This window comes from Pseudomonas sp. Tul2A7, assembly GCF_054790505.1.
In genome coordinates, this window is the sequence record NZ_CP186499.1 from 5,194,979 (window position 1) to 5,220,103 (window position 25,125).

At 58.9% G+C, this 25,125-nt stretch carries 18 protein-coding genes and 2 pseudogenes; 5 read left to right on the plus strand and 15 right to left on the minus strand.

Annotated features, from left to right (window positions below; translation table 11 throughout):
• Nucleotides 1-447: 447 nt before the first annotated feature.
• The 6 genes and pseudogenes from ACOYXJ_RS23250 to ACOYXJ_RS23275 form a co-directional block, all read right to left on the minus strand.
• On the minus strand, nucleotides 448-1,401 hold the full coding sequence (locus ACOYXJ_RS23250; protein ID WP_460371683.1) for a D-2-hydroxyacid dehydrogenase family protein: 954 nt from the start codon (nucleotides 1,399-1,401) through the stop codon (nucleotides 448-450).
• A gap of 13 nt (nucleotides 1,402-1,414) precedes the next feature.
• Nucleotides 1,415-2,464, minus strand: a complete 1,050-nt coding sequence (locus ACOYXJ_RS23255) for an alpha/beta fold hydrolase (RefSeq protein WP_460371684.1) — start codon at nucleotides 2,462-2,464, stop codon at nucleotides 1,415-1,417.
• A gap of 87 nt (nucleotides 2,465-2,551) precedes the next feature.
• The gene (locus tag ACOYXJ_RS23260) at nucleotides 2,552-2,986 is read right to left on the minus strand and encodes a YqaA family protein (protein ID WP_095119026.1); all 435 of its coding nucleotides are present in this window, start codon (nucleotides 2,984-2,986) and stop codon (nucleotides 2,552-2,554) included.
• The gene (locus ACOYXJ_RS23265) at nucleotides 2,986-3,432 is read right to left on the minus strand and encodes a DUF411 domain-containing protein (protein ID WP_077572718.1); all 447 of its coding nucleotides are present in this window, start codon (nucleotides 3,430-3,432) and stop codon (nucleotides 2,986-2,988) included. Before ACOYXJ_RS23265 ends, ACOYXJ_RS23260 begins: the two co-directional genes overlap by 1 nt.
• A gap of 238 nt (nucleotides 3,433-3,670) precedes the next feature.
• A pseudogene (locus ACOYXJ_RS23270) lies at nucleotides 3,671-4,198 on the minus strand (methyl-accepting chemotaxis protein); the annotation flags it as partial.
• 381 nt (nucleotides 4,199-4,579) lie between these two features.
• Nucleotides 4,580-5,662, minus strand: a pseudogene (locus ACOYXJ_RS23275) (cache domain-containing protein); the annotation flags it as partial.
• A 378-nt stretch (nucleotides 5,663-6,040) separates the two neighbouring features.
• On the opposite strand from ACOYXJ_RS23275, the gene ACOYXJ_RS23280 reads away from it, so the two are divergent.
• Nucleotides 6,041-6,568, plus strand: coding sequence for a hypothetical protein (locus tag ACOYXJ_RS23280; protein ID WP_150792636.1), 528 nt, complete (start codon nucleotides 6,041-6,043; stop codon nucleotides 6,566-6,568).
• A 64-nt stretch (nucleotides 6,569-6,632) separates the two neighbouring features.
• Here the strand turns inward: ACOYXJ_RS23280 and ACOYXJ_RS23285 are convergent, their stop codons facing one another.
• From ACOYXJ_RS23285 to ACOYXJ_RS23310, 6 genes are all read right to left on the minus strand, one after another.
• Nucleotides 6,633-7,568: a GNAT family N-acetyltransferase gene (locus tag ACOYXJ_RS23285; protein WP_460371686.1), complete on the minus strand. Its 936-nt coding sequence runs from the start codon at nucleotides 7,566-7,568 to the stop codon at nucleotides 6,633-6,635.
• A complete protein-coding gene (locus ACOYXJ_RS23290) occupies nucleotides 7,546-8,856 on the minus strand; it encodes a phenylacetate--CoA ligase family protein (protein ID WP_460371688.1) in 1,311 nt (436 codons plus the stop codon). Before ACOYXJ_RS23290 ends, ACOYXJ_RS23285 begins: the two co-directional genes overlap by 23 nt.
• A gap of 42 nt (nucleotides 8,857-8,898) precedes the next feature.
• Complete coding sequence (locus tag ACOYXJ_RS23295) at nucleotides 8,899-11,301, minus strand: aldehyde dehydrogenase family protein (protein ID WP_460371690.1); 2,403 nt, start codon at nucleotides 11,299-11,301, stop codon at nucleotides 8,899-8,901.
• 1 nt (nucleotide 11,302) lies between these two features.
• Complete coding sequence (locus ACOYXJ_RS23300; protein ID WP_102900958.1) at nucleotides 11,303-12,433, minus strand: LuxE/PaaK family acyltransferase; 1,131 nt, start codon at nucleotides 12,431-12,433, stop codon at nucleotides 11,303-11,305.
• Nucleotides 12,434-12,443: 10 nt separating this feature from the next.
• The gene (locus ACOYXJ_RS23305) at nucleotides 12,444-13,691 is read right to left on the minus strand and encodes an MFS transporter (protein WP_460371692.1); all 1,248 of its coding nucleotides are present in this window, start codon (nucleotides 13,689-13,691) and stop codon (nucleotides 12,444-12,446) included.
• Between the two features lie 262 nt (nucleotides 13,692-13,953).
• A complete protein-coding gene (locus ACOYXJ_RS23310; RefSeq protein ID WP_016985230.1) occupies nucleotides 13,954-14,094 on the minus strand; it encodes a hypothetical protein in 141 nt (46 codons plus the stop codon).
• 157 nt (nucleotides 14,095-14,251) lie between these two features.
• On the opposite strand from ACOYXJ_RS23310, the gene ACOYXJ_RS23315 reads away from it, so the two are divergent.
• Entirely contained in the window at nucleotides 14,252-14,440 is a 189-nt protein-coding gene (locus tag ACOYXJ_RS23315) for a hypothetical protein (protein WP_016985231.1), read from the plus strand.
• An 18-nt stretch (nucleotides 14,441-14,458) separates the two neighbouring features.
• Here ACOYXJ_RS23315 and ACOYXJ_RS23320 read toward each other — a convergent pair whose 3' ends face one another.
• Nucleotides 14,459-14,836 carry a fe2+ zn2+ uptake regulation protein gene (locus ACOYXJ_RS23320; RefSeq protein ID WP_095118754.1) on the minus strand — a complete coding sequence of 126 codons (378 nt, stop codon included), beginning with the start codon at nucleotides 14,834-14,836 and terminating at the stop codon, nucleotides 14,459-14,461.
• Between the two features lie 251 nt (nucleotides 14,837-15,087).
• Here ACOYXJ_RS23320 and pvdQ point away from each other — a divergent pair, with 251 nt between their 5' ends.
• Entirely contained in the window at nucleotides 15,088-17,442 is a 2,355-nt protein-coding gene (pvdQ, locus tag ACOYXJ_RS23325) for a bifunctional acylase PvdQ (RefSeq protein ID WP_460371695.1), read from the plus strand.
• Between the two features lie 56 nt (nucleotides 17,443-17,498).
• On the opposite strand, the gene ACOYXJ_RS23330 is transcribed toward pvdQ, so the two are convergent.
• Nucleotides 17,499-18,500 carry a FecR family protein gene (locus ACOYXJ_RS23330; protein WP_460371697.1) on the minus strand — a complete coding sequence of 334 codons (1,002 nt, stop codon included), beginning with the start codon at nucleotides 18,498-18,500 and terminating at the stop codon, nucleotides 17,499-17,501.
• Nucleotides 18,501-18,652: 152 nt separating this feature from the next.
• On the opposite strand from ACOYXJ_RS23330, the gene ACOYXJ_RS23335 reads away from it, so the two are divergent.
• Nucleotides 18,653-18,922, plus strand: a complete 270-nt coding sequence (locus tag ACOYXJ_RS23335) for a PepSY domain-containing protein (protein ID WP_110718592.1) — start codon at nucleotides 18,653-18,655, stop codon at nucleotides 18,920-18,922.
• A 56-nt stretch (nucleotides 18,923-18,978) separates the two neighbouring features.
• On the opposite strand, the gene ACOYXJ_RS23340 is transcribed toward ACOYXJ_RS23335, so the two are convergent.
• Nucleotides 18,979-23,850 (minus strand): dermonecrotic toxin domain-containing protein, encoded by a 4,872-nt coding sequence (locus tag ACOYXJ_RS23340; RefSeq protein WP_460371699.1) that lies wholly within the window; start codon nucleotides 23,848-23,850, stop codon nucleotides 18,979-18,981.
• Between the two features lie 206 nt (nucleotides 23,851-24,056).
• Between ACOYXJ_RS23340 and ACOYXJ_RS23345 the strand changes: the two genes are divergently transcribed.
• Nucleotides 24,057-25,115 carry an Ldh family oxidoreductase gene (locus ACOYXJ_RS23345; protein WP_095118758.1) on the plus strand — a complete coding sequence of 353 codons (1,059 nt, stop codon included), beginning with the start codon at nucleotides 24,057-24,059 and terminating at the stop codon, nucleotides 25,113-25,115.
• Nucleotides 25,116-25,125: the final 10 nt, after the last annotated feature.

Here is a 25,125-nt window from a genome sequence, read left to right on the forward strand (position 1 = left end):
CGCCTTTCAGATGACCCGCCGCTGCGCGCAAAAGTTTCGAGTTTTTTTCGGCAATGTGACCGGTCGGTTTTACCCCGCGAAAGTCAGTCTAGGCCAGATCCTAGAGCGGGCCAGAGCAAATGGGTAAATTGTTCGACAATCGGTTGGCCGGCGGCAATTACCTTGCTTTGGATCAGTAAACGCACCGACGAAGTGCAGGTTTTTCTGCGAGGGAGGGCCAAAACGGTGACTGGGTGGTCACGATTTTGTGCTAGCGGGCAGCGCGGTTGCACTGTTGTGGTGCGGGCAGTTTGTTGCTGGGGAGGCAGTGACTGCCCCTTCGCGAGCAAGCTCGCTCCCACATTGGATCTGCGCCGGGGACAGATTTTCTGCCCACTGACGATCCCCTGTGGGAGCGAGCCTGCTCGCGAAAGCAATGGTCGCTACACCACCGTATTCATGAAGGTGTCAATTCAACAGGCGAACCGGCTCCCCAGCCGCCCAGGCCTGAATATCCTCGATCATCTGCAAAAAGAACTGTTCATAGTTCTGCCGACTGACATAGCCCACATGCGGCGTCGCCAACACATTGTCGAGTGTGCGAAACGGGTGCATGGCCGGCAGCGGCTCCTGTTCGAACACGTCCAGCGCCGCGCCGGCAATGTGCTGTTTCTGCAAGGCCTTGATCAGCGCCGCTTCATCGACAATCGGCCCGCGCGCGGTGTTGACCAGCAGTGCCGTCGGCTTCATCCAGCCCAGCGCCTGCGCATCGACCAGCCCGCGACTGCGCTCGCTGAGCACCAGATGCACCGACAGAACATCGGCCTGCTCGAACAGTTGCTGCTTGTTCACGTACGTCACGCCAACCTGTTCAGCCCGTTCGGCGGTGAGGTTTTCGCTCCAGGCGATCACCTTCATGCCGAACACCTGGCCGAACTGCGCTACGCGTTGACCGATGCTGCCCAGGCCGAGAATACCGAGGGTCTTGCCATGCAGGTCGCCACCCAGTCCTTGCTGCCACTGACCGTCGCGCAGGGCATTGGCTTCTTTCACCAGATTGCGTGTCGCCGCCATGATCAGCGCCCAGGTCAACTCGGGTGCCGCATGCTTGTAACTGTCAGTGCCGCAGACCTTGATGCCCAGTCCTGCCGCTGCTTGCATGTCCAGCGCGGCATTGCGCATGCCACCAGTAACCAGCAGTTTCAGATTGGGCAGGCGCTTGAGCAGGTCTTCATCGAAACGCGTGCGCTCGCGCATCACGCAAATTACCTGATAGCGGCCCAGGCGCTCGGCCAGTGTCACGTTGTCGCCCGGGTAATCATGCTCGAACGTCACTTCACCGAGGCTATCGAGCACCGACCAGTCGACCACATCGCGGGCCACGTCCTGCCAGTCATCGATCACTGCAATCTGCACCGCCATCAGCCTTACCTCATCAACGAACGGGATTGGATGTATTCAGCCAGTCGAGCAGAGCCTTGTGGAACTGCGCCGGTTCTTCCATTTGCGGCGCGTGGCCCATGCCGGGGAATTCCACCAGCGTCGACTGCGGGATGAGCTTGGCCACTTGTTTGCCGAGCACCTCATAGTGGCCGATTTTCGCTTTCACCTCAGGCGGCGCGAGGTCCTTGCCGATGGCTGTGGTGTCGGAGGTACCGATCAGCAGCAGGGTCGGCATCCTCAGGTCCTTGAACTCGTAGTACACCGGCTGGGTGAAAATCATGTCGTAGATCAGCGCCGAGTTCCACGCGACCTGGGTTTTGCCCGGGCCTTTGCTCAGGCCGGCGAGCATGTCGACCCAACGGTCGAATTCCGGTTTCCAGCGGCCGTCGTAATAGGTGGTGCGTTCGTAATCACGAATGCCTTGGGCGCTGACTTTCAGCTCACGTTGATACCACTGATCCACGGTGCGGTAGGGCACGCCAAGGGCTTTCCAGTCCTCCAGGCCGATCGGGTTGACCAGTGCCAATTGCTCGACCTGTTCAGGGAACAATAAGGCATAGCGGGTGGCGAGCATGCCGCCGGTGGAGTGGCCGAGCAGCGTGGCTTTCTGAATGCCCAGCGCTTTGAGCAATTGCTGAGTGTTGGTCGCCAGTTGCTGGAAGCTGTATTGATAGTTCTCGGGTTTGCTCGAGGTGCAGAAACCGATCTGATCCGGCGCGATCACCCGGTAACCGGACTCGCTCAAGGCCTTGATCGAACTGTCCCAGGTCGCCGCGCAAAAGTTTTTGCCGTGCATCAGCACCACGGTGCGGCCATTGGCCTTGCCGTGGGCGGCGACGTCCATGTAACCCATCTGCAGGGATTTGCCTTGGGACTGAAAAGCAAAGTGTTTAAGCGTGTAAGGGTATTCGAAGCCTTGCAACTCCGGGCCATAGGCCGGGCCTTCCGGCGCGGCTGCGGTTGACGTGGCCGCCTGCGCCGACAGGGGCAGGGCGGCGCAGAGGAGCAAGGAGGGAAGCCAACGGGAAAACGTGACAGACATAAGGTCAAACTCCGTTTGAAATTGGCCGATGCTGGAACGGCTGGATTATGCCGACGTTAAACACAGGCAATGCCCGCGCCCGAACGTTCAACCCAGCCAGCCCAGCGTCAGCATGGCCAGCACGCCATAACGCGCACCTTTGGCCAGAGTGACAATCAACAGGAAGCGCCCGAGCGGTTCGCGCATGACGCCGGCAATCAGCGTCAGCGGGTCGCCAATGATCGGCAACCAGCTCAGCAGCAACGACCAATGCCCGTAGCGCTCATAGTGTTTGCGCGCCCTGGCCATGTGCGCGGGGCTGACCGGAAACCAGCGTCGATCCTGAAAGCGCTCGATGCCACGGCCCAGCCACCAGTTGACCAGCGAGCCGAGTACGTTGCCCAGCGTCGCCACGGCAAGCAGGCCCCAGAGCCAGTAGCGCTCGCTGACGATCAAACCGACCAGCACTGCCTCGGACTGCAGCGGCAACAGGGTCGCTGCACCGAACGCGGCAAAGAACAGCCCGAAGTAAGCGGCGCCGATCAATGGGCCGGGTAATCCGCCACGACAACGTCAGCGCCATCCTTCTTCAGGCCGATGACCTGATAGGCATCGCTCATGCCGTCCATTTCCATGCCCGGCGAGCCCATCGGCATGCCCGGTGCGGCGACGCCGAGCAGGTCATCGCGCTTGCTCAGGGCCAATACCTGCTCCGCCGGCACGTGGCCTTCGACGAATTTACCGTTGATGATCGCGGTGTGGCACGAGGCCAGACGCGGCGGCACGCCATGTTGCTGCTTGAAGCTGCTCATGTCGCTTTCGACGTGATCTTCGACTTTGAAGCCGTTGGCTTCGAGGTGGCTGATCCATTTTTTGCAGCAGCCGCAATTGGCGTCGCGGTGCACTTCGATGGGGATCAGATCGGCGGCCTGAGCCAGGGAGGAGATGAACAGGGCGCTCAAGGCGACCAGACGCAGGTGGGTTCGCATAACGGATTCTCGGCTCGGCTGACGATCAGAAAAGAACGCATTTTGACCGGTTTTTCCCGCCTGGCATCAACGCAATGTTTCCAGTTGTTGCAAAACGCAGCACCAACCTGTGGGAGCGAGCCAGCTCGCGAATGCGGTAGCTCAAACACTGAAGCGGGGACTGAAAGATTGCTTTCGCGAGCAGGCTCGCTCCCACAAGGGTTATCTGTTGGGCAGAGAATCCTTGTGGGAGCTTCGATCAACGGACTTTAAAACGCCCCATGATCGCGCTCACCCGGCTATTGGCCTCAAGCAGTTGGTGGGTGTTGAGCTCGCTGGCCTTGCCGCTCTGCACCAGCTCATCGACCATGTGGCGGATCTGCACCATGCTGCGGTTGATCTCTTCGGTCACGGCGCTTTGTTGCTCGGCGGCGGTGGCGATCTGCGTGCTGAGGCTGTTGATGTGGCTGACCGAGCCGGCCATTTCATCCAGACCCGAGTTGACCCGGGCAGTGGCATCGGCAGCCGACTGACAGCTGGCCTGGGTGTTTTCCATGGCGCTGACCGACGAGCTCACGCCCTGCGTCAGGCGGGTCAACATTTCGTTGATTTCGGATGTACTGGCCTGGGTCCGGGCGGCGAGGGCGCGGACTTCGTCGGCCACCACGGCAAACCCTCGACCTTGTTCACCGGCACGAGCCGCTTCGATGGCCGCGTTGAGGGCCAGCAGGTTGGTCTGGCCGGCAATCGCGCCGATCACCCCGAGGATCTCGGTGATGCGCTGCGCATCCTGTTGCATGTTTTCAACTTTATGTGTGGCGCTGGCCACTTCGTCGATCAGCGCCACCACACTGTTGGTCGCCTCGCCCACGACCACCCGTGAACGGTCGGCGTTTTCGTTGGCGCGCTGTGTAAACGCAGCGGTCTCGGCGGCGTTTTGCGCGACGCTCTCGGCGGTTGAACTCATCTCGGTGATGGCGGTAACGGTCTGATCGGTTTCCGAGGCGTGACGCAGCAGGATCTGGCTGGTGTGGGCCGAGGTGCGTTGCAGGTTGTCGAGGCTCGACGCCATCGCCCCCGTGGCCTGGGTGACTTCGCCGATCATGTTTTGCAGGTAGGCGATGAAGGTATTGACCGAGTGTCCGATCGCGCCGAGTTCGTCCTCGGCGCGGATGGTGATGCGTCGGGTCAGATCGGCATCGCCGCTGGACAGCAAATCAATGTTGGCTTTCAACGCTTTCATGCGCTGCACCAACTGACGGATCGCATACACCTGCAGCAGGACCAACAAAATCACCATCGGAATCTGCAACAGGCTCAGAGTGCTGAGGACGTCGTCACGTTGGGCGGTGAGCATTTTGGTCGGCAGGGCAGTCGCCAGGAACCACGGCGTACCCTCGATCGGGCGCATGAAAAAAGTGCTGTCCTGGCCGTCGTTGTCGAATTCGACACGTTGCGCCTGTTCGCGGTTTTGCAGGCCGGCCTTGACCTGGCTGGCGAAGGTCGAACTGGCGGCCAGTTCACTGATGTTTTTCAGCACGATGGGGCCGCTGATACGCGAGCTGTTGCTGATGATCTTGCCGTCAGCCTCGACGATGAGCATTTCGGCGTTGAGGTCTTTTTCCTTGCGAGCCACCAGGTCGTTGAAGAAGCCTAGCGTCACGTCAATGGTCGATACGCCCCAGGCGTTACCGTTTTTCTGGATCGCCATGGCGCAGTTGGTGCGTGGTTCGGCGCTGGCGTCGTCCTTGTAAGCCGCTGCCCATGCGCACTGACCGCGTGGCGTGGCCATGCCACCCTTGTACCAGCTCTGGTCGTAATAGTTGGGCGCCGCGTCGCTGTTCCAGAACGTGTTCACGGCGAGTTTGCCCGACGCGTCGCGGTGCCAGAACGTACTGAATTTGTTACGCCCGGCTTCACGCTGCCCCGGCAGCGGCCAGATCCCGCCGCCGAATACTTTCAGCTCGCCGTACTGATCCACCAGCCCCGGCAACACCGAGTCGATGGCTGCGCTGTCGAGTAACGGGATGGTCTGGGTGATGCTGCGCTGTTGCGCCTGAACCTTGTTGAGTTCGCCCTGAATCTGCTCGGCAACCTCAGCGATGCGGTTGAGCACTACCTGTTCTTCGGTGTGACGCAGTTTGGGGGCGACCAGTTGGCTGATGCCGACCACGGTCAGTACCGACAGCAACAGGATGAACAGAACCAGAAACAGCGTGTAACGAGCCTGAATAGTGCGGAATGCGGGCATGGAAACCGGTCCTTGAGCTGCGATTCTTATTAGGGGCGGGGTAAAACAGTGCGGGTGTCCCTAACGTATCGTCGCTACATCGGGAAGCTTGAGGTACAGGCGTACTAAAAAGGCGTGCGCTGACGACTGGTCAGTATCGGCGTTGATACATGAGGCTGACTCACGCGTCTGTCGGGGCGCAAAATCTTTTCGAAACCGCGTAACGGGCGCATCGCGAGCCAGCATCCATGGGCATTGCTGGTTTGTATCGAGAATGTACGAGAATTGTAAAAAAATGCATGAAAAGGTTTGGTGCCATTACGTGGCCGGTAGATACTCCCCGGCATCCGAATGGTTCAACGAAGGACATTTCATGTTTATTTCACAGGGAGTTTTCTCATGACAATCGGCATTGTCGGCGGTTGGGAGAGCAAGGCTGGCGTCATGGTGCGCAATACCGGCGCGAAGAAACAGGTGTCTCAAAGTATCAAGGTGCAGCAGATGCTCACCATGGTCGGTAACGATCCAAATGCCTTGAATGTCGCCGAAATGGACAAGCAAGGCCTGCGCAAGAATATCAAGGGCTTCGATCCGACCAGCGTCTCGGTCAAGCAAATGGGCAACCTCAGCGCCATGCTGCGCAGCCGAGGGCTGATCTCGGAGATCACCTCCTTCACGCTGATGAATGCCGGCGACAAGTTCGACCGTTTCGGCGTGACCAAAGACATTGATGCCAAATTCAACGCACTGGAGTATTTCGCGACTCAGCTCGATGCGATCCAGAATAATGGTCTCAATGGCAACGCGTACGGCAAGAACCTGATCCCTGAATTCAAAAAAGCGATCTACGTTCTGCAAAACCTCAAGACTTATGGTGAAGGCAACGCGCCGCTTCCCCCTAAAGACGGCATCAAAGCCAAGGCTTGAGGCTACAGAAAATGACCCGCTCATATTGCGCGGGTCATTTTGCAAGACCCACGATGCGTTCAAGTCACCGCGGTGTTTCGCTCAGGTGCAGGGCGAGTTGCTGCTGAGCCTGATCATGTAACTGCTGCATGTGCGGGCATTGCAGTGTCAACCCGCGCAGCCGGTAACCTCGGTGAAACAGTGCCAGCCATCCCTCTTCCTTGCCTTCGGCGGGTGCCAGCCCGGTAAAGACAAATCCGACAGCTGCGAGCCTGCTCAGGTCCCAGGCAAATTGCTGTGACAGTCTGAGCCGGATCGAAATCAGCCAGTGCCGGGGCAATTCGCGTATCTGTTCAAGCAGGGCGGGCCGCAGATGCTTGAGGTACATGTCATAACGATTAGCGTGTTGTTCCAGACGAATCGCTGCACCATGCCAGCGACTGGTTTGCTCCTGCGTACCGAAAGCCCGACATAAATGCTGCATGAAGTCCCGGCAACTGTCTGGCCAGGTCTGTCGGGGCAGCGGGCGGCGATAGCCGTCAATCATGCGGCAACCCACAACGATCGACTCTGGCGCCGGGCTGCCGAATGGCGATGGGACGTAATCGGGCAGCAATCCGGTGTTTTGAAAACCGAGGTTGATCGCCATCCGCTGCGTATACGGATGATGAGTCACTTGCTTGATCGATACGTTGTGACAGCCCAGCGCCTGTGCGTGAGTCAGCAGTTGCTGGCCCAGGCGGGTGGCAATGTTTTGGCCCCGGGTATCAGGGTGAACCACGCTCAGGGCCAGTTCCGCGATGGGTGAGTGGGTGTCGCGAAACAGTGTGGCGTGCCCGCAGATCTGTTCGCCGGTCACCGCGACCAGCGAGTGCCAGCGTTTGTCGGCATGGTTCTGGCTGATCATGTGCGGCAGGTAGACATGGGGTTGCACGTAATGGTCGCCATACACCTGACGGAACAGCACACTGACGGCCTCGGCATCGCTGTCGCGATAGTTACGCAGAATCAACGGTTCCATCCGGCACCTCCTTGTTCCTCGTTCCATAGCAGCGCAGATCGAGCACGCGCAGGCATTTGCCCGAGCGGGGGTGGCGCGGCAGATCCTCAAGCGAACAGCACTCGATGTGCAGGACCAACAGATGATCGGTCTGCAGTTGCGCGATCAACGGGTAATGGGCGATCAACTCGGTTCTCAGCTGCCGATCGACTTCGGTCGTGGCAGGAGATTGCGCGGTCGCCACCCATCTCAGCTTCAGCACATCCCTGTGCCCGGACTGTTCAATGACCAGTTGCCAGTCATCGCTGGCGGCGATGCTTCGGGTCATCTGGCCGATGTCTTCTGGTATCAGTGACACAATCCCCACGCGAACGCGTTGACTGCTGGCGCTACGGCCCTTCAGGGCGAATTTGCGTTGCGCAGCGCCGGGGGGCTCTCGCCAACAGGCCCGGTCGCCAACGGGGTAGCGAATCAGCGGCATCAAGCGCCGGTCAAGATTGGTCAACACCAACAAACCAGTGCGATCGCAGGTCTCGATGACTTCGCCGGAGTGTTCATCGATGATCTCCAGCAGGGCGTGGTGCTCATGCATGCGATGCTCGTCTTCTTCACAGTCGTGCTGGCTGCTGCCGATGAAGCCCGCATCGACGCTGGCGTAACCGATCGACGCAATGCGCGCATCAGGGAACGCTCGTTCGAGCAGTTCGCGCTGCGACGCGAACAGGCTTTCACCGCCATACAGAAGGGTGTCGATGCCGGGCATTGTCTGCTCCCGGCGTTTGAGCCATTCGGCGAACGTCAGCAGGTGGGCGGGCAGGCCTGCCAGCACATTGATCCGGTGCTGCTCGATCGATTGCGCCAGAACACATGAGTCGACGTCGCCGGTGAACGGAAACTCGGTGATATTCACGGCGACATGCGCCAATGAATCGTGGATGAACAGGAAGCTGGCATACAAGTCGCCGGCGAAGAACAGATTGGCTACCCGATCACCCGGTTTGAACTGCGAGCTGAGGCTTGTGCCGAACTCGGTTACCAAACGACGCCACTCGCGCTGGGTATACACGGAGAGTTTTCCGGCGCTGGTCGAACCGCCGGTTTTGAATACCAGTGCGCGCTCGCGGGTCGCGGTCAGTACCGGCCAATGATCCAGTGACTGACTGTTTTGCCAATAAGCAAGAGGCTCAATCAGCGGTAGTTGCGTCAGTGAAGTTACTTGATGGGGTACATCTGCCAGATGTTTCGCATAGAACGGCGAATGCTGACGAGCGAAAGAGATCAACTCGTTCAGCGGTTCAGAAGTTTTCAATAGGTCACCTTTTTATAGTTGTCAGATCGAACGCAGAAAGTGTCAGCGCCGTGAATCAATCAATATCGGCGTCTTGCCGCTGTGTGTGTTTCGAATGAAGTTTTCGATTGCGCAGACTTCAAACTCCACGATCAACAGACCGGTCTCGACAAGTGTCGCCAAGGTCAAGTAACCGCACAGCCGTTCCTGCGCGTCGGCCGCTTGCAGTTCGCTACACACGCGCATACGTTCGAGGCCATCGGCGGCATGATCCAGCCGCAGTTGAAATGGCACCTGCAGGTGCACCGCCAATTCGCTCAATGAAATGAAGTCGGTGCCGATGCGGATCAGCTTGCCGTGGCGCTGCAGCAGCTCGAAGCGCGGCGATGTCAGCCCGCAGGGGCAGGGGCCGGACAACCAGCGACCGGTGTCGCCTATGTCATAGCGCGCAACGTTCTGGGCCTGGCGTGCGGTCGATGTGAAGAGCAAGCGGCCGACCTGATCGCCGGCCACAGGTTGATAGCTGTCCAGTGCCACGATTTCCAGATGCTGGGTGTCATTCATCAAATGAAAAACGCCATCGCCCGTGGCCTGGCAGGCGTGGCCGAGCGGCCCGGCGTCGACACTGCCGTAAATCGCCGAGCGGATGCTGGAAACCCCACAACTGCGCAGCAAGTCGCGGCTTTGTTCACTGAGATGCTCGCCACCGAGAAAGACCTTTTCGACCCCGCCGTAAGCTTGCAACCGTGGCCGTTCGTCAAGGAACAGCCGATGCAGCGTGCTGGGCATACCGATCAACACCGTCACCCGCTGACTGATGATCAGCTCGGCGATTTCCCGGTAGTCGTCATCGGACGGTGCGGCCATCGGCAGGTGCGTGATGTCGAGCAACTCGAGCACTTTGGCAAAGCTGAGAAACCCGCCGTACAGCCCCCCACAAAAGAACAGGTTCATCACTCGGTCACGCGTCGGATCCAGGCCGGCGGCGAACAAACCGTCAGCCGTGGCACGCATCTGCCGGTGAAAGTCCTGGTAGCTATAGACCGACAGTGTCGGCGTGCCACTGCTGCCTCCAGAGCGAAAATACAATTGCGCCGAAGCGTTCAGCGGCTGGGCAGTGAAGGCGGCCTTGTCCATGATGGGCTGGCCGTGCAACGTCATCGGCTGCGATGGCTGATCGAGGGTGGCGTGGTTGGCAAGCACACCGCAGGGCAAGCTGGCCGAGACGCGTCGGCTAAGCCGCTGCAACGCATAGACGCCGTCATGGGGTTCGCCGTCATAGCCCTCGTGGATGCCAGCGACCTGCGTGATTCGCGTGACACCCGCAGCGATCAATGTACGTGCCAGTGCGCTGATTTGGCTGTCGCCGCACACCAGCGCACAGCTTTGCAGGACATTGCGCCATGGCAGCAAAGTGGCAGTGATCAGTGACCGGGGTACCGGATGCAGCAGTACGCTGCGAAACAGCGGTGAAGGCGTGAGTTGACGTTCGTGCGTCCAGATCACCTGCCAGCCGGGTGCGTGCCAGATATCCCCGGTTTGCTCGGCGAAGCTGTGCCCCAGCCGTGCCATTTGCATGTGCGTGGTGATTTGCGCGGCCTCCTGCAGCGTCGGCAATAGTGCCGGCCAATGCCCGGCGCGCCGTTCGAAGGCGGCAGACAAGCGTTCCCCGATCTTGCGCAGTACCTGCGGATCGTCGCTGTCCACCAGCAACCACTGCGGGCTGGAACAGGCCTGCTGATCCAGTCGACACACTTCGTCAACCACGGCGTCCAGATTCTCCGGGGTGGCTGCATCGGGCGTCAGATAGACGAAGCTGATGCGGTGCCCCCAGTCGATCCAGCGACACCCGGCCGGAATCTGTTGGCGAATCGCTTGCAGGGCCGCTTCACCCCCCCAGGCCGCGACGCCATTGGCGTGTTTGCACAGTGATGCGATTTGCGCCGTACTCACCGGCAGTACGGCGATATAACCAGCCAGTTGGCCGCTCGGATCGCAGTGCAGCAAGGCGCCGAGCAGGCGGGCGGTCAGCCCTTCATCGCTGCTGCTGGGGCGCAACCAGTTGACGTTGCCGGCCAGCAAGCTTTCCAGCACCGCGCAGAACGCCAGCAACGGCGCGTTGCCCGGCGTAATGTGGACCACTAGGCCAAGCGGGCTCCAGCGTTCGAAACGTGCTTGCCGATAATCGATACGGCGCAATGAGTCGGGCTGCGCGCCGAGTTCGCGCAGCAGTTTGCTGTGTAACGCCTGCGGCTCGCAGAAGTCGATCAATGCCTGGCGTTGCTCGGCATCGAGTGGCAGTGCGGAATCGGCGCTGCGCAGTCGTTCTGCGAAGTGAGTGGCAGCGTGGATGACCGTGCTGCTTTGCAGCGGGGTAGCGAGGTGTTGCGCCAGATCGGCGTGAAGGCAGGCAAGCGCTTCGTCGAAGCTGAAAGCGTCGTGCAGTTGGCCGTTGATCAAGTACATATCAATGGCTCCCCAGCAATTGCGCAGCCGCCATGGCACAGCTTCTGCCGGCCGTGGTGCCTGCCCGGCCATGGAGTTCGAACCAGTCGCTGGCAAGTCCACAATCGCAACTCGTGCCAGGGTGCAGCGTTGCCAGATCGCTCATCACCACCGAGTGTGCAGGGCTGGACGAGATGTAGGGCGAGACGAATCCGAGCAAGCCTTGCTGGCCATAAGGCTGAACGCAGAAGTCCGTCGGATTGCGTATGAACACCTTTGAGTAGACCGGGACATGGAAACGATGCCGGGCACATTCGATGTAAGGCACGGCGTGCTCCACGGCACCGTAGCCATCGCGGCATCGGGATATTTCAATGCCCAGCTGACGATGGATGGCGCTGTACAACTGCTGCTTGGGGATTTCATCGGCGGCCCGGGTTTTCCAGCCGCCGCCGAAAAACACCAGCGACTCTGCAGGCAGCTCAAGGTCTGGCATGCAGAGGGCCTGCATGCGTTGCAGGGCCTGCCAGAGAAACGCCGGGAAGCCGAGGATTCGCACCGGCAGACCTTCTTCGGCAAACGCCTGTAAGGCACTGATGACGCCGAAAACGTCGAACTGATGACCTTCGCCAGTGCTGCGCAGGGCGTAGACCACACGGTTGACCGGGGCGAAACGGCACAGGAACTGATCGGTGAACGAGGTGCCCAGGCTGATCCGGCCTTGTGGCTCGTAGCTCAGCAGCAAGTAGTTGCAGGGCGTATCCGCGGTGTCCCAGCCGTAATGCCGAAATATCTGCGCAACCATCCATTGCGCACCTGCCAGACTGCGTTCGTCGTAACGCATACGGCTTTTCTGTCCGCTGGTGCCGGAGGATGTCAGTTCCAGCGCGTCCTCGCCAACGCTGCTGAGCAACAATCGCTGCTTGAAAAAGTTGGCGAAGACAGGGGGCAATCGTGACCAGTCATCGAGACTGTCGAGATCATTGAGGTGCAGTCCGTTGGCATTGAGCCAGGCTTCATAGCCGGGTGTTTGCTGGCAGTGAAATCGGCTGATCTCGGCCATGGCCCGGTCGAACAACCCCGGCGGTACGGAGTCTTGACAGTAAGGGCGCGGCAACGCGCAGAGCGCGTCGCTTGAGGGTAAGTGAATCATCAATATTCCTTTATTGAGCTTTGGTAGAGGCGGCTTTGGCGTCGTGCAAGAACCCGTGCAGCAAGGGCAGGCATGTCAGGCCACCGAGGGCGGACAACAGCGCAAAGAAGTCAAGGCGTGTGCCGCCGCCGATCGCGGCAATGAGTGAGGCGCCGAGGCCCATGACGGCGATGGAGATCATGCCGATCATGGCCGAGACCAGTCCTTTGCTGTCCTCGGTACAGAACAGCGCCAGTCGATACAGAGTGGCGTTGCAGATGCCCAGTCCGACGCCGTAGAGCGCCAGGCTGGCTACCACCGGTACGGGGCCGGCAGCCAATAATGCGCAACCGAGCAACGCCACGAGCCCCATGCACAGCGGCCAGAGGCCGATCCTGATCAACTCGGGCAAGGCGTGCGTGACCAGTAAGCGGTTGAGAATCAGGTTGCCGACGATGACGGCGGAGAAAATCGGCATCTGCCACAACCCGTATTCCAGTGGCGTCTGGCCCAGCAGCTGGATCAGCAGTATCGGCGACAGCCCGATCCAGGCGATCAGGGGGAGGCTCATCAGCCCTAACGCAAGGCTCGCACCGAAGAACCGGCGATTGCCGAGCAAGGCGATGTAGCGCTGTCGCGTGCGTTTCAGGGAAAAAGGTATCGGCGCCTGATGTTGCCCATCACGACGTATGACGCCCACGGTTTCCGGCATCCAGGCGTAGAGCCCCAGCCAGACCATCGCTGCGACAAGGCCTAACGCCAAAAACAACTCGCGCCAGCTCAGCCATTGCAGAAGCAGGCTGCCCAGCAACGGCCCCAGCAACGGTGACAGCAGCGCGACATTGCCGAGCAAGGCCATGAGACGCACGGCATCAGCCTCGCAGAACACCTCCTGCAGTGCCGGATAACTGACCGAAATGACGAAGCCCAGTCCCATACCCTGTAGCAGGCGCAACAGATTGAAAGCTTCAATGCTGGGAGCGGCAAAAGCGGCCGAACAGGCCACACCGAATATTGCACATCCGATCAATAACAGGCGTCGTCGCCCCCAACGATCAGAGAGCGGCCCCATCAGCCATTGCAGGCAGATACCCCCCAGCAAATAGAGATTGAAGGCGTTGGGAACATGTCGAATGTCGGCCTGAAGTTCTGTCGTGACATCCAGCATGGCCGGCATGACCAGGTCACTGGCCATATACGTCAGCAGTTCAAACGCAGTCAGTGCCAGACAAAATCCGATAACCTGGCGTGGCCCGATTGTTATAAGTGTTCTCTGCATACACATCCTTGTCTGTGTGTGTTGAAAAAGGCATGCAGAGACTAGAGCTAGCCAAGTGGCTGACCTAGTTGTTTGCTAAGACATTAAATTTCAAATGCTTGCAGCGTATTAGTTGGATCCAAAAACAGCGGAAGATAAATACGCTCGAAGGTCGGTGGAATGAAAAATGCCCGCACAGGGGCGGGCATTGTTTATTTGAGTGAACTAACGAAGTGAATACAGGGTGGATCTTGGGCGAGCGGGCAGGGCGAAGTATTCACCACTAACGATGCTGGTAGTAGCCAGGGCCTCCCCGGTCGTAACGGTGGTGGTCGTCATGCCAACCGCCGTGGGGGAAGATGATGCATCCACTCAGGGTCAGCAGGGCTAGAACGGGAATCAGCCAGGTGATTCGACGCAACATTTGAAAAGTCCTCATGGTGATGCCGTCATGAAGCCAAAACTCTTCATCGGCTGTAACATGAGACCCCGTTTGTCACGGCGCATCCCCGTAAAACGGTAAGCGCATGGCATGCAAGCGGATACAAACCGGATACATTCCAAAGTTTCAGGAAACCGTAATGACCCAGAAGCAACGCTTGATTTATTCGATTGTGATCGCCGTGTCCGTACTGGCGATCATGCTCGGTCTGTCCTGGCTGCAAAACGCCGGGAAGATCGATGAAAAGACCTTTCAGTACATCGCCATCGGTGTGGCGGTGGTCGTTGTGGTGATCAACGGCGTGATGCGCCGCAAGGTCAAGCCCTGACGGCGTTCGTTACACGTTTCAATCGTTGTTGAGGACGGCAGCAGCCTGTGGATGCAGGCTGTAGCTCTTGTCCGCATTGAAGGTGATCACACCTTCGGCGCACAAACGCTTGAGCACTTCGCGTACGCTGAGGAAGGACAGCGGAATATCCAGATCCAGCAATTGGCTGTGGACGCCGCGCACCCCCAGGCGACGGTCGCTTTGCGCCGCCACCAGCAGCGCGTCGATGACTTTCAGGCGAATCAGGCTGGTGCGCAGACCGAAACTCTTCAGCAACAGGCGAATGCGTTCGTTACCGTGACGTTCGCCGCGTTGCCCGAAATCGCTCGCGTGTGGGCTCATGGAAGCTCCTTGGGGGGCCTGGCTACCGTCCATTGGTAGGTGCGAGTTGTACATGCGATTACTCCTTTTCAGAGCCTGATCGGGAAAGGGTTTTCTTGCTCTCTCTAAACAAGACGTTTGAGCACGACAAATCATGAAAGAAAAAATGTAGAAAATTTGTCGCCGATTTGTCTTCTCTGCGTGATTGCGAGACAAATCTTTGTGAGTCGCGGTAAATCTTTTTCCCTGATCTTCGTTACCTGTGGAGTCTCCCTGCGCACGGATGCGTTGCGCCCTCAGGTTTTGATATTCGATCAGGAGTTACAGTGACCATTCTTTCCAGACGATTGACCGGACTGGCCTTCGCCGGTGTGTTTCTTGGATTCAGCGTGTCGGCCTATGCCTTCAGCCCGAGTTCATCGGCCGAGACCGGTACCGAAATCCGTCGTACCGGTTTTGGCGTACCGCATATCCGCGCCCAGGATGAGCGAGGCCTGGGCTTTGGCATCGGGTATGCCTATGCACAGGACAATCTCTGCCTGTTGGCCAACGAGATCGTCACGGTCAACGGCCTGCGTTCGCGCTATTTCGGCCCGGACCAGGTGACTGTCGAAGCACGCCCGAACCGCGTCAGCGATGTCTTCTTCACCTGGCTCAATCCCCCCGAAGCAGTCAACACCTTCTGGCAGGCGCAACCGGCCCAGGTGCGTGATCTGGTCGAAGGTTACGCTGCCGGCTATAACCACTATCTCGCCGAGCGACGTCAGCAAGGCCTGCCGCAGCAATGTCAGGGTGAGTGGGTGCGCGATATCACCTCGGCAGACCTGGTCAAGTTGACCCGTCGACTGTTGGTTGAAGGTGGTGTCGGACAGTTCGCCGAAGCCTTGGCGGGCGCGACACCGCCGCAGGCGACTGCGCAGCGTGTCCAGGATGCACAGGCCTTTCAGCTGGCTGATACACGTCAGCAGCGATTTGCCCTCGATCGTGGCAGCAATGCCCTGGCGGTGGGCAGCGAGCGTTCTTTCAACGGTCGCGGCATGCTGCTGGCCAACCCGCATTTTCCGTGGGTCGGCGCCATGCGTTTCTATCAGATGCATCTGACCATTCCCGGCAAGCTGGATGTCATGGGCGCAGCCTTGCCGGGCCTGCCAATGATCAATATCGGTTTTAACCAGCACCTGGCCTGGACCCACACGGTCGATTCCTCGAAGCACTTCACGCTGTATCGTCTGCAACTGGACCCGAAAGATCCGACGCGTTATCTGCTCGACGGCAAATCCTTGCCGATGAGCAAACAGACGGTGACTGTCCAGGTCAAGCAGGCCGATGGCCAGGTAGTGCCCGTAGCGCACGATATTTACAGCTCGCAGTTCGGCCCGGTTGTGCAATGGCCCGGCAAGCTCGACTGGAATAATCAGTTCGCTTACAGCCTGCGCGATGCCAACCTCGACAATGACCGCGTGCTGACGCAGTGGTATGCGATGAACCAGGCTTCCTCGCTTGAGCAACTGCAGGACTCGGTGCACAAGATCCAGGGCATCCCGTGGGTCAATACCCTCGCTGTGGACGACAAGGGCCAGACGCTGTACATGAATCTGTCGGTGGTGCCCAACGTCAACGCCGAGAAACTGGCCAAGTGCAGCGACCCGCGTGCCGGGACGCAGATGATTCTGCTCGACGGTTCCAACAGCGCCTGCGCCTGGGACGTCGACCCGCAAGCTGCACAGAAGGGCATTTATGCGTCCAGCCAACTGCCGCAACTGTTGCGCAAGGATTTTATCCAGCACTCCAATGATTCCGCGTGGCTGGTCAACCCGGCACAGCCGCTCACCGGCTTCTCGCCACTGATCAGCCAGGACGGTCAACCGTTGGGCATGCGTTCGCGGTTTGCGCTGGATCGCTTGGGCAACCTGAGTAAAAAAGGTCCGCTGGAAGTGAAGGACCTGCAGCAGATGGTCATGGACGATAAGGTGTATCTGGCGGCCCAGGTCGTACCGGATCTGCTGAAGTTCTGCGCCGCTGAGCTTGGCGCCGATGCCAGGACTCTGAAACCGGTCTGTACCAGCCTCAAGGAATGGGACGGTCGCGCCAATCTGGACTCGGGTCTGGGTCTGGTGCATTTCCAGAACATCATGCAGGCAATGCAAAACTCAGCGGATATCTGGCGCGTCGCTTTCGATCCGAAAGACGCGCAACACACCCCGCGCGGTCTCGCGGTCGAGCAGCCGGCCGTGGCACAGTCGCTGCGAGAGGCGATGCTGGCTTCGGTCGCAGCGACGAACAAGATGGGCCTCAAACCGCAAACCCGCTGGGGCGATATCCAGGTGGTCAGCAGTGGCGGGCAACAGACACCGATTCATGGCGGGCCGGGTCAGCTGGGGATCTACAACGCCATCCAGAGCGTGCCCCGCGAGGACGGCAAGCTTGAGGTGGTCAGCGGTACCAGCTACCTGCAAGTGGTGACGTTCGATGAAAAAGGGCCGCACGCGCAGGGCCTGCTGGCGTTTTCGCTGTCGAGCGATCCGGCATCGAAGTATTCGCGGGATCAGACCGAGGCCTTTTCGAAGAAACAATGGAGTGTGTTGCCCTTCACCGAGCAGCAGATCAAGGCCGATCCGCAGTATCAGGTGCAGACCATTCGCGAGACGCTGGACAAGGCGGGGAAAGTAGCCGCGCAGTGACCTGCTGCGTGACCTGAGAACAAGCTGAAGGCCGCATACCGCAAGGGGCGCGGCCTTCAGCTTTTTGGCGGTTGTTGTGGCATCGGGTTGATCACTGGGTTGCCTTCCTTGTTGCGCGTCAGGTAGACGGGCAAGACTTTGGGCAGGGAGTTGGCCAGGTTGTTCAACTCTTTGATGTTGTAGATGCCGCCCACTCTGATCGAACCTGTGCTGTTGTCGGCGAGCATCAACGGTCTGTCGAGGTAGCGGTTGATCAGGGGCAGGGCTTCATTGAGCGCCAGATTGTCCAGCACCAGTTTGCCGTTGCGCCAGGCCAGCGAGGTATCGTTGGGATAGGTCTGGCTGATCTGCGGCATGTAGTCGCCCGGTTTGTAACGCGCCTGCATGGACGGCTCCAGACGCAGGCCATCGCCTGGCAATGCGCGATTACTCGTCACCAGCACCGACCCTTCGATCAGGTTGACACGTACCTGGTCTTCATACAGCCATACGTTGAAGCGCGTACCGGTCACGCGAATGTTGCCTTCGCCCGCACGCACGACAAACGGGTGCGAGGTGTCGTGACTGACGTTGAAGAACACCTCGCCTTTTTTCAACGTGACTCGTCGTTCGTCCTTGTAATTGCTGAAGGTCAAATCAGTGTTCAGATTCAACTCGATCTGACTGCCATCGCTCAGCGTGACCTGACGCACATTGTCGGTGGCACGCAAGTGCTCATAACTGTCGGGTACCCAGCCCAGACTCCATCCGGTGTAGGCCGCCAGCGGTAACGCGAGCGCGCAGACACCAGCCGCTATTGCGTACTGGCGCAACGAACGGGACGGCTGCTGAAGCGGCACAAGCGGTGCGGATTCCGGGCGTGGCAGATGTTCGGCGACGTCCCAGATTTCCAGCATGGCTTCATACTCGAACGCATGCAGCGGATGAGCATCGTGCCATTGTGTGAATGCGCGACGTTCTTCTTCCGTGCAATCCGCGGCGTGCAGACGCATGCACCAGTGCGCAGCGGCATCGGTGATCGCATCGTATTCGGCTTCCGAGAGAGTGTCTTGGGTCATTGAGTCGTCCTGATTTCGCACATTCTAACCTTTGCGGGAAGTTGCCGAGAACAACAGTCATGGCATTTACCCATCAAAGTGGAACTTATTTTTCGCTCAAGCACCCAAAAAGCAGGACGCCAATGACTACTATCCATAAATGGAGTGAAAAAATGATCAAAAACACGTTTGCTGCACTGATTGCCACTGCCAGTTTGCTAAGCGCCGGTGCTGCATTGGCTGACAAACCCGGGGCTGGCTGGGTCACCATCGAGAAAGCCATCGAAATCGTGAAAACCAAGGCCGGGTACGTCGAAGTCTACGAAATACAAGCCGACAACGACGGCTACTGGAAAGGTGAAGGGCGCAAGGCCGACGGCGTGGTTTACGAATTCCGCATCGACGGTGCATCGGGCAATGTGCTGCGCGATCAGAAAGACTGATTCCCAGGGCCGCAGAAAAGGCGCAGGTCACGACCTGCGCCTTTTTTTTGCGTTTGTCAGGGCGTAACTGCCGGATCGAGTTGCCGGCCCATCTCGCAGATCAGACGCGCGATCGAGTCGGCGTTGTGCAGGATGACGTCGATACGTGCATGGGGCGAAAGCCGATCAAAAAACGCATTGCGTGCGTCATCAATGGTCGGGCTGCCGGTGAGTGCGAGCAGTTTTTTGCTCATATCCTCAGCCGCGGGAAACTTGTCCAGATCGACGTACGAGCCGCGTTTCTTGCTCCAGCGCGCGAACAACTGATCTTTGGGCGTGTTCAGCGACAGTGCCTTGCTCTGAAATTCTTCCAGTGCATCCCGCATATCCCGCCCGTAGGCGGTGAGCGTGTTGATCAGATCAGAAAACGGCCGGCGCGCTTCCACAAAGGCGAAATCCTCGGTGGCGGAGAATTGATGGGACAACTCGTGGATCAGTGTTGCCGCCTGAGCGTGGCCATCGACGTCGAAGGGCACAGTCAGGTTTTCTTTGTAGAAGCCGAGTTTCTGATCGAAGAAGTGCTCGGTGAAGTGCACCATTTTGCGCCGGTCATTGACCAGCACGAACGCGATGGCGGATGACAGGGTGGTATTGGAACCCACCACAAAGCGTTCGGTATCCATCAGGTCATCGCTGGGGTCGACCAGGGCATTACAGATCGGCACGATGGCCTTGTGAAGCTTGGCCAGTAACGCTTTGTCGATGTGATCAACGCCGAAAAACAACCGGAGAAAACCGTCCAGACGCGTGCCCGGAACATTGGCTTTCAGCTGGGCCAGATTGTGCAAGCTGTTGAAGGCATAGAAACGGGCCATGTCGACCGCTTGCTGGATTTGCAAGGCCTTACCGGGATGGCGGCGGCGAATCTCGTTCATGCCAACTGCTTCGATTTCAAGTAAGGCTCTGCGAACGGGCTCTACGGCGTAGCGCTGATGCAGTTTCGATATCGCTTTACCGTAGTGAACCGCGTATCGGTCTGGCGCGAGCAAGAGCCGCGAGCCACTCAATCGTAATGACGGCCCGGGCTTCTCATCGCCGAAGATCTGCCAGACGGCGCCCGGTTGGTCGACCTGATGAACCTTGCCGGCAATGGCCGTGTAAAGGCGTTTATTGATCGGATTTTCGTAGGTGCCGTTCTTCGCGTCACGCTTGAGGTCTTCAAGCGCCACGGCCGACGTTTCAAAAGGCTGCAACTCGGTGCGCGAGGGTGAGGTCATCCTGATCTGTGACCAGCTTGGTGCGACCAGCGCGGGCGAGCTTTCGACCGCGCTGGCGTCTTCGTCAGTGACTCGAGTGATTGGCGGTGTTTCAGTCGCGGTTTGTGCCGTTCTCGGGGGCGTGGCTTGCGTCGCTGCCGATGCCTCTGCCGTCAGGCGCCCCAGGCTTATCATTTGCACCGCACCGGCGATAAATGACTGCAGTGCTTGCGTCCAATGATGATCCTGCAGATTTTCTGCCGAATCCTTAAAGTCTTTGTAGGCCTGCCACAGAAAGGTCACGTACGAAAGTTTACCGGGCAGCAGCCCCGAGATCAGACTGGTGCCTTGGCTGAACAGGTTTTTGGCTGCTTCCCAGTCGCTTTGAGCGCTGGCTGACGACTGGCCGTTCAGCAATTGCGGCAACAACTTGAGGTTGTCGCTGAAGAACCTTTGCAACAGGTTGCCGGTGATGGTGTTACCCGCAAGTGTCATTTCGCTGACCTCGCCAGCGCTCGACTGCAACAACCCTCGAAATACCGATTGCTGTGCCGGCGGCAATCGACGAATCAGCAAGTCCTGAAAACTGCCTGGCGTATTGATGGCCGCGATCACACTCGCTTCGTCGGCAAACTCGCGAAACACGTCTTCTGCGTACGGGGCATATAGCACCAGCGGCCCCGGATGCCCGCTGCCCGGGCCGATCATATACAGGCCCAGTGCTTCTACCGCAGTCGAGCCCGCGGTTTTGATCAGCGACAACGGATACACGATGGCGTGGGCGCCTTCGACCGTCTTGCGTGCGATGCCATCCGGGATGTCCAGCACTTGGCATATGCAGTCGAATGCGCTGGCAGACAATTGTTGTTGCAGTTTCAAACCATGAGCGTGCTGCAGCAATTGCCAGGGCAGCTGTCGCAAGAAGCGCTGCTTGCGCTGCGTGGCCTCGGCATCGTCCGCAGAGAGGGCAGCGGTGGTTTTTTGTGCAAATGTCGTGGGGATCTCCAGTGACAACAGCAGTTGTCTGACCGTCGCCGGATCCAGATTGGCCGGTAGCGGGGTAGTGGTCCTGGAGGCGACTTTGAAACCGGTGCCCTGAGCGATATTGATATGGTTGAGCGCAAACTCGGGCAGCCCGCGGGCAGGACCGGCCAGGGCGAGGTCAGGAATGATCTGGATGTCATTCGGATCAACCCGGCTGCCTGCAAATCGAGTGTCAAGCAGCGCCTTCAACCTCTGATGTACGTAGTCGGCCAGCGTAGGCAAACCGCTGAGATAGTCCTTATGGTCGACAACACTGCGACGCCATTGCTCAAGCAGTTCGAGGTGCAATTGCTGCTCCTCCACCGGTGCCATGCCCAGCCAGGCAGGAAGTGACTGTTGTTGATCGATAGCGTTGGCCAGATGAATAGTGCGCAGCAAATTGGTATCGAAGGCCGTTTTTGTCAGGTAAGCAAGCGCCGAGGTCAATCCGGCCCGACCTTTGAATCGCGCACGAACTTCTTCACAGCGTGCGATGAAGTGTTCAATGCCGGACTGCACGCGGTTCTCCAGAACACTGTCTTCAATCAAGCGCAAGGTGCCCAGCGTGTATTGCCGATGGTACTGGCGCTCCTGAGGCAAAAGATTTTCCAGCAATGACAGGCGTCCAATCCGGTCTTCGAGCCGCTGACCCAGTGCCAACCGGGCAGCGCGAATGCTCTCGAAGGCTTCCAGGCCCAGTGCCGGAGTCCAGACCATCACTCTGCCCGAATGCAAGTCGTCGAGGCCGCCGCGTTCGGTCAGCAAGAAGCAGTGGGCCAGCGACAAAGGCGCTTTCGCCTCAGGGGTTTTCAGCGTGAGTGACCAGGCATCGGGTCGAAAGCCGTTGAGTGAGTGCCGATTGTCGCGTCTGGTGTGATCGGGATTGATCACGGTGTCGACGATCATCTGCTCGGCAGATTTCAGCGAGCCACTGAGCACTCGCAATGCCGCTTCTGCGGTCACGCCGAGAAAGAGTGAGTGGGCCAACCGTGATTTCATGTTTTCCAGATAGTGGCGTTGCTCTTCGACGTGAGTAACAGGCTGAACTTTGAAGGAACTGGCGATCAAGGGCTCGATGTCCTGGCAGGTTTTCGCCACGGCGGCAGCTTTCTGCGCGCGAACCTGCGATGGCTGTTGAACACCGGTCAGCACCGGCCGCGTAGACCAGCGTGCCGCGGTTTCCATTTCCAGCAAGCGCTGATGAAGCATGGCGCGGATATCCAGGGCTTTGTCGAACAGGGCATGGATATCCACGCTGCCATCGCTGTGACGGGACACCTGCAAAGCGTATTCGATGTTCTGCCGCTGCTTGGTGATAATGGCCTCGAACAACACGTTGAAGATCTCGCCGCCGACGCTTTCTCCAGTGACATGAGGCCGGTCAAAGCCGATAAAGCGTTGGCGTTCCTCAAGGTTCAACAACCCGTACAGTTCGTCCTCGTGCCCGGCCGCATGGAACTTGCTCAATACGGTGTCCTTCAGATCCTGGTAATCCTTGAGTACCTGCAGACCCATGGTCGGCGTGTACAGGAAGGCGTTGGCGTGACTGATCATCAACGAACCTGCAAGCTCGACATAGTTGGGTTCGTACTCCCACAGACGCACGTTTTCGATGGTCGGGCGCCGGGTCGGATAGTCTGCCGGACGAATCATCTGATGCAGGGTGGCAAACTGGCTGGCGTCGATGATGTTGGTTTCGCGCTTGATCATCAGTTCGGCACGGGCCTGTTCCTCAAGCGCCTCACCAAAGAATTTGCGCCTTGGCGCCCCCGTGGCAGAAGGCGCGTCCCAATAGCGCTCCATCTCGCGAAACAGCAGGACCCGCAATTTGTTTGCGGCCTGTTTGACGGCATCTTCCCAAACGCCCTGATCGTTATCGAACGGAGCACGCTGGGAATTGGCAAATTCATGCAGCTGGCCCGCTGGCCAATCCTGGTTGCGGTAATACATCAGCACCGCTTCACTCAGGCTTACTGAATCGTGCCAGTGTCTGGCCGGCCTGGCCGCCGCCACGGGGGCGCTGCCGTCAACGGGCGCATGGGTGTAGAAGTTGACGCGAGTCAGCGCCTGATTGATGTTGGGTAAACGGACGCGCAACAGATCATCGAGGATTTTTTCCACCAGGGGTGTGAGCGCCGGCAGCCGCTTCAACTCATCAAGCATGGCCACGGCGTTTACTTGCTGGGCCGCGAGAATGTGGTTTTTCTGGCTTTCGAAGATGTCGTCTCTGATCGTTTCATACGTCAGCGTGCGGTGCGTCTGCTCGCTGACTTTGCGGCGTTGAGCGAGCGAAAGAAACGCCAGCAGCGGGTCCTCTTCCTCGGCCACCTGCAGGCGTTTCTCAAGCAGTGTCTTCAGGATCGCAAGGCTTTCGTATTTTTTGATGCCGTCGTACGGCGTGTACAGGATCGCACCTTTGTCGTCTGGGGTTTCGCTGAGGATAAAACTGCCGGCCAGCGGTATGGGCTTTGCCGCGCCGACTTCGATGTAAATGCTTTGCGCGAGCATCGGTGGGGATTGTTGATTGCGTAGCGCGTGAGTGCTGAGCTTTACATGAGCCAGCCAGTCGAAGTCCTTGCTGTTGAGGCTGTGGGTTTTGCCCAGTTCTTTCCAGAGACCGGGGAAGTTCAGGGTTTCGGGGAACAGGAGCGGGGCAGCGGGCTCAGGCATTTTCGAGTCTCGGTAATAGCGCGATGGGCGCCAGAAATGAGGCTCAAGGCTAGGCGCAAGGGATGGCGCTCAGGTGGTAGATAGTTATCGCTCGCAGTTTTTTGCAATCGGCCAAGGGTTGACAGAGAGCAGGGGTGACGTGGTTAATCGCTGGGCAATTTGTTCGTACGCTGGTGTTCCCTCCAATAATTACTCTGGAGCTTCAGATGTCTGCGCCACACGATCATGTCTCTGCCGCCGCTTCGTCGGTGTTATCACTTGAAGCATTGACGCAACTGCTTGAAACGATTTTTTTGCGCCACGGCACCTCTGTCGAGGTCGCTCGGGTGTTGGCCGCCAACTGCGCAGGAGCTGAGCGAGATGGCGCGCACAGTCACGGAGTGTTCCGTATCCCCGGTTACGTCTCGACTCTGAAAAGTGGTTGGGTCAACGGCCACGCCGTGCCGCAAGTCGAAGATGTCGCCAGTGGATTTGTGCGGGTGGACGCCGGCAACGGGTTTGCTCAGCCTGCACTGGCGGCTGCACGGTCGTTGCTGGTGGAAAAGGCCCGTGACGCCGGGATCGCCGTATTGGCGATTCGCAACTCCCATCATTTCGCCGCGCTGTGGCCGGATGTCGAGCCGTTTGCCGATGAGGGGCTGGTGGCGCTCAGCGTGGTCAACAGCATGACCTGCGTGGTGCCGCACGGCGCCGACCGGCCATTGTTCGGCACCAATCCGATTGCCTTTGCTGCGCCGCGGGCCGGTGCCGCGCCGATTGTCTTCGATTTGGCCACCAGCGCCATTGCCCATGGCGATGTGCAGATCGCCGCGCGCAAGGGCGAACGGCTAGCGGCCGGAATGGGCGTAGACAGCCTTGGACAGCCGACCCAGGATCCGCAAGCGATTCTCGAAGGCGGTGCGTTGTTGCCGTTTGGTGGCCATAAAGGTTCGGCGCTGTCGATGATGGTCGAGTTGTTGGCGGCAGCGCTGACGGGGGGCAATTTTTCATTCGAGTTCGACTGGTCCAATCATCCCGGGGCGAAAACGCCATGGACCGGACAGTTGTTGATCGTCATCGACCCGAGCAAGGCTGCCGGGCAGAGTTTTGCCGAACGCAGTGGCGAACTGGTGCGGCAGATGCACGGCGTTGGGCTCAAGCGATTGCCGGGCGATCGTCGGCATTGGCAGCGCAGCAAATCGTTGGCTGAGGGTATTGTGCTGGATGCGCAGACGTTGGCGCAGTTGCGTGAGTTGGCGGGGGAGATCGAAAGGCCCTCACCCTAGCCCTCTCCCG

Coding starts and splice junctions, on each gene's coding strand:
- ACOYXJ_RS23250 (WP_460371683.1), bottom strand. CDS start 1,401: ATGGCGGTGCAGATTGCAGTGATCGATGACTGGCAGGACGTGGCCCGC.
- ACOYXJ_RS23255 (WP_460371684.1), bottom strand. CDS start 2,464: ATGTCTGTCACGTTTTCCCGTTGGCTTCCCTCCTTGCTCCTCTGCGCC.
- ACOYXJ_RS23265 (WP_077572718.1), bottom strand. CDS start 3,432: ATGCGAACCCACCTGCGTCTGGTCGCCTTGAGCGCCCTGTTCATCTCC.
- ACOYXJ_RS23280 (WP_150792636.1), top strand. CDS start 6,041: ATGACAATCGGCATTGTCGGCGGTTGGGAGAGCAAGGCTGGCGTCATG.
- ACOYXJ_RS23285 (WP_460371686.1), bottom strand. CDS start 7,568: ATGGAACCGTTGATTCTGCGTAACTATCGCGACAGCGATGCCGAGGCC.
- ACOYXJ_RS23295 (WP_460371690.1), bottom strand. CDS start 11,301: ATGTACTTGATCAACGGCCAACTGCACGACGCTTTCAGCTTCGACGAA.
- ACOYXJ_RS23300 (WP_102900958.1), bottom strand. CDS start 12,433: ATGATTCACTTACCCTCAAGCGACGCGCTCTGCGCGTTGCCGCGCCCT.
- ACOYXJ_RS23305 (WP_460371692.1), bottom strand. CDS start 13,691: ATGCAGAGAACACTTATAACAATCGGGCCACGCCAGGTTATCGGATTT.
- ACOYXJ_RS23310 (WP_016985230.1), bottom strand. CDS start 14,094: ATGTTGCGTCGAATCACCTGGCTGATTCCCGTTCTAGCCCTGCTGACC.
- ACOYXJ_RS23315 (WP_016985231.1), top strand. CDS start 14,252: ATGACCCAGAAGCAACGCTTGATTTATTCGATTGTGATCGCCGTGTCC.
- ACOYXJ_RS23320 (WP_095118754.1), bottom strand. CDS start 14,836: ATGTACAACTCGCACCTACCAATGGACGGTAGCCAGGCCCCCCAAGGA.
- ACOYXJ_RS23330 (WP_460371697.1), bottom strand. CDS start 18,500: ATGACCCAAGACACTCTCTCGGAAGCCGAATACGATGCGATCACCGAT.
- ACOYXJ_RS23335 (WP_110718592.1), top strand. CDS start 18,653: ATGATCAAAAACACGTTTGCTGCACTGATTGCCACTGCCAGTTTGCTA.
- ACOYXJ_RS23340 (WP_460371699.1), bottom strand. CDS start 23,850: ATGCCTGAGCCCGCTGCCCCGCTCCTGTTCCCCGAAACCCTGAACTTC.
- ACOYXJ_RS23345 (WP_095118758.1), top strand. CDS start 24,057: ATGTCTGCGCCACACGATCATGTCTCTGCCGCCGCTTCGTCGGTGTTA.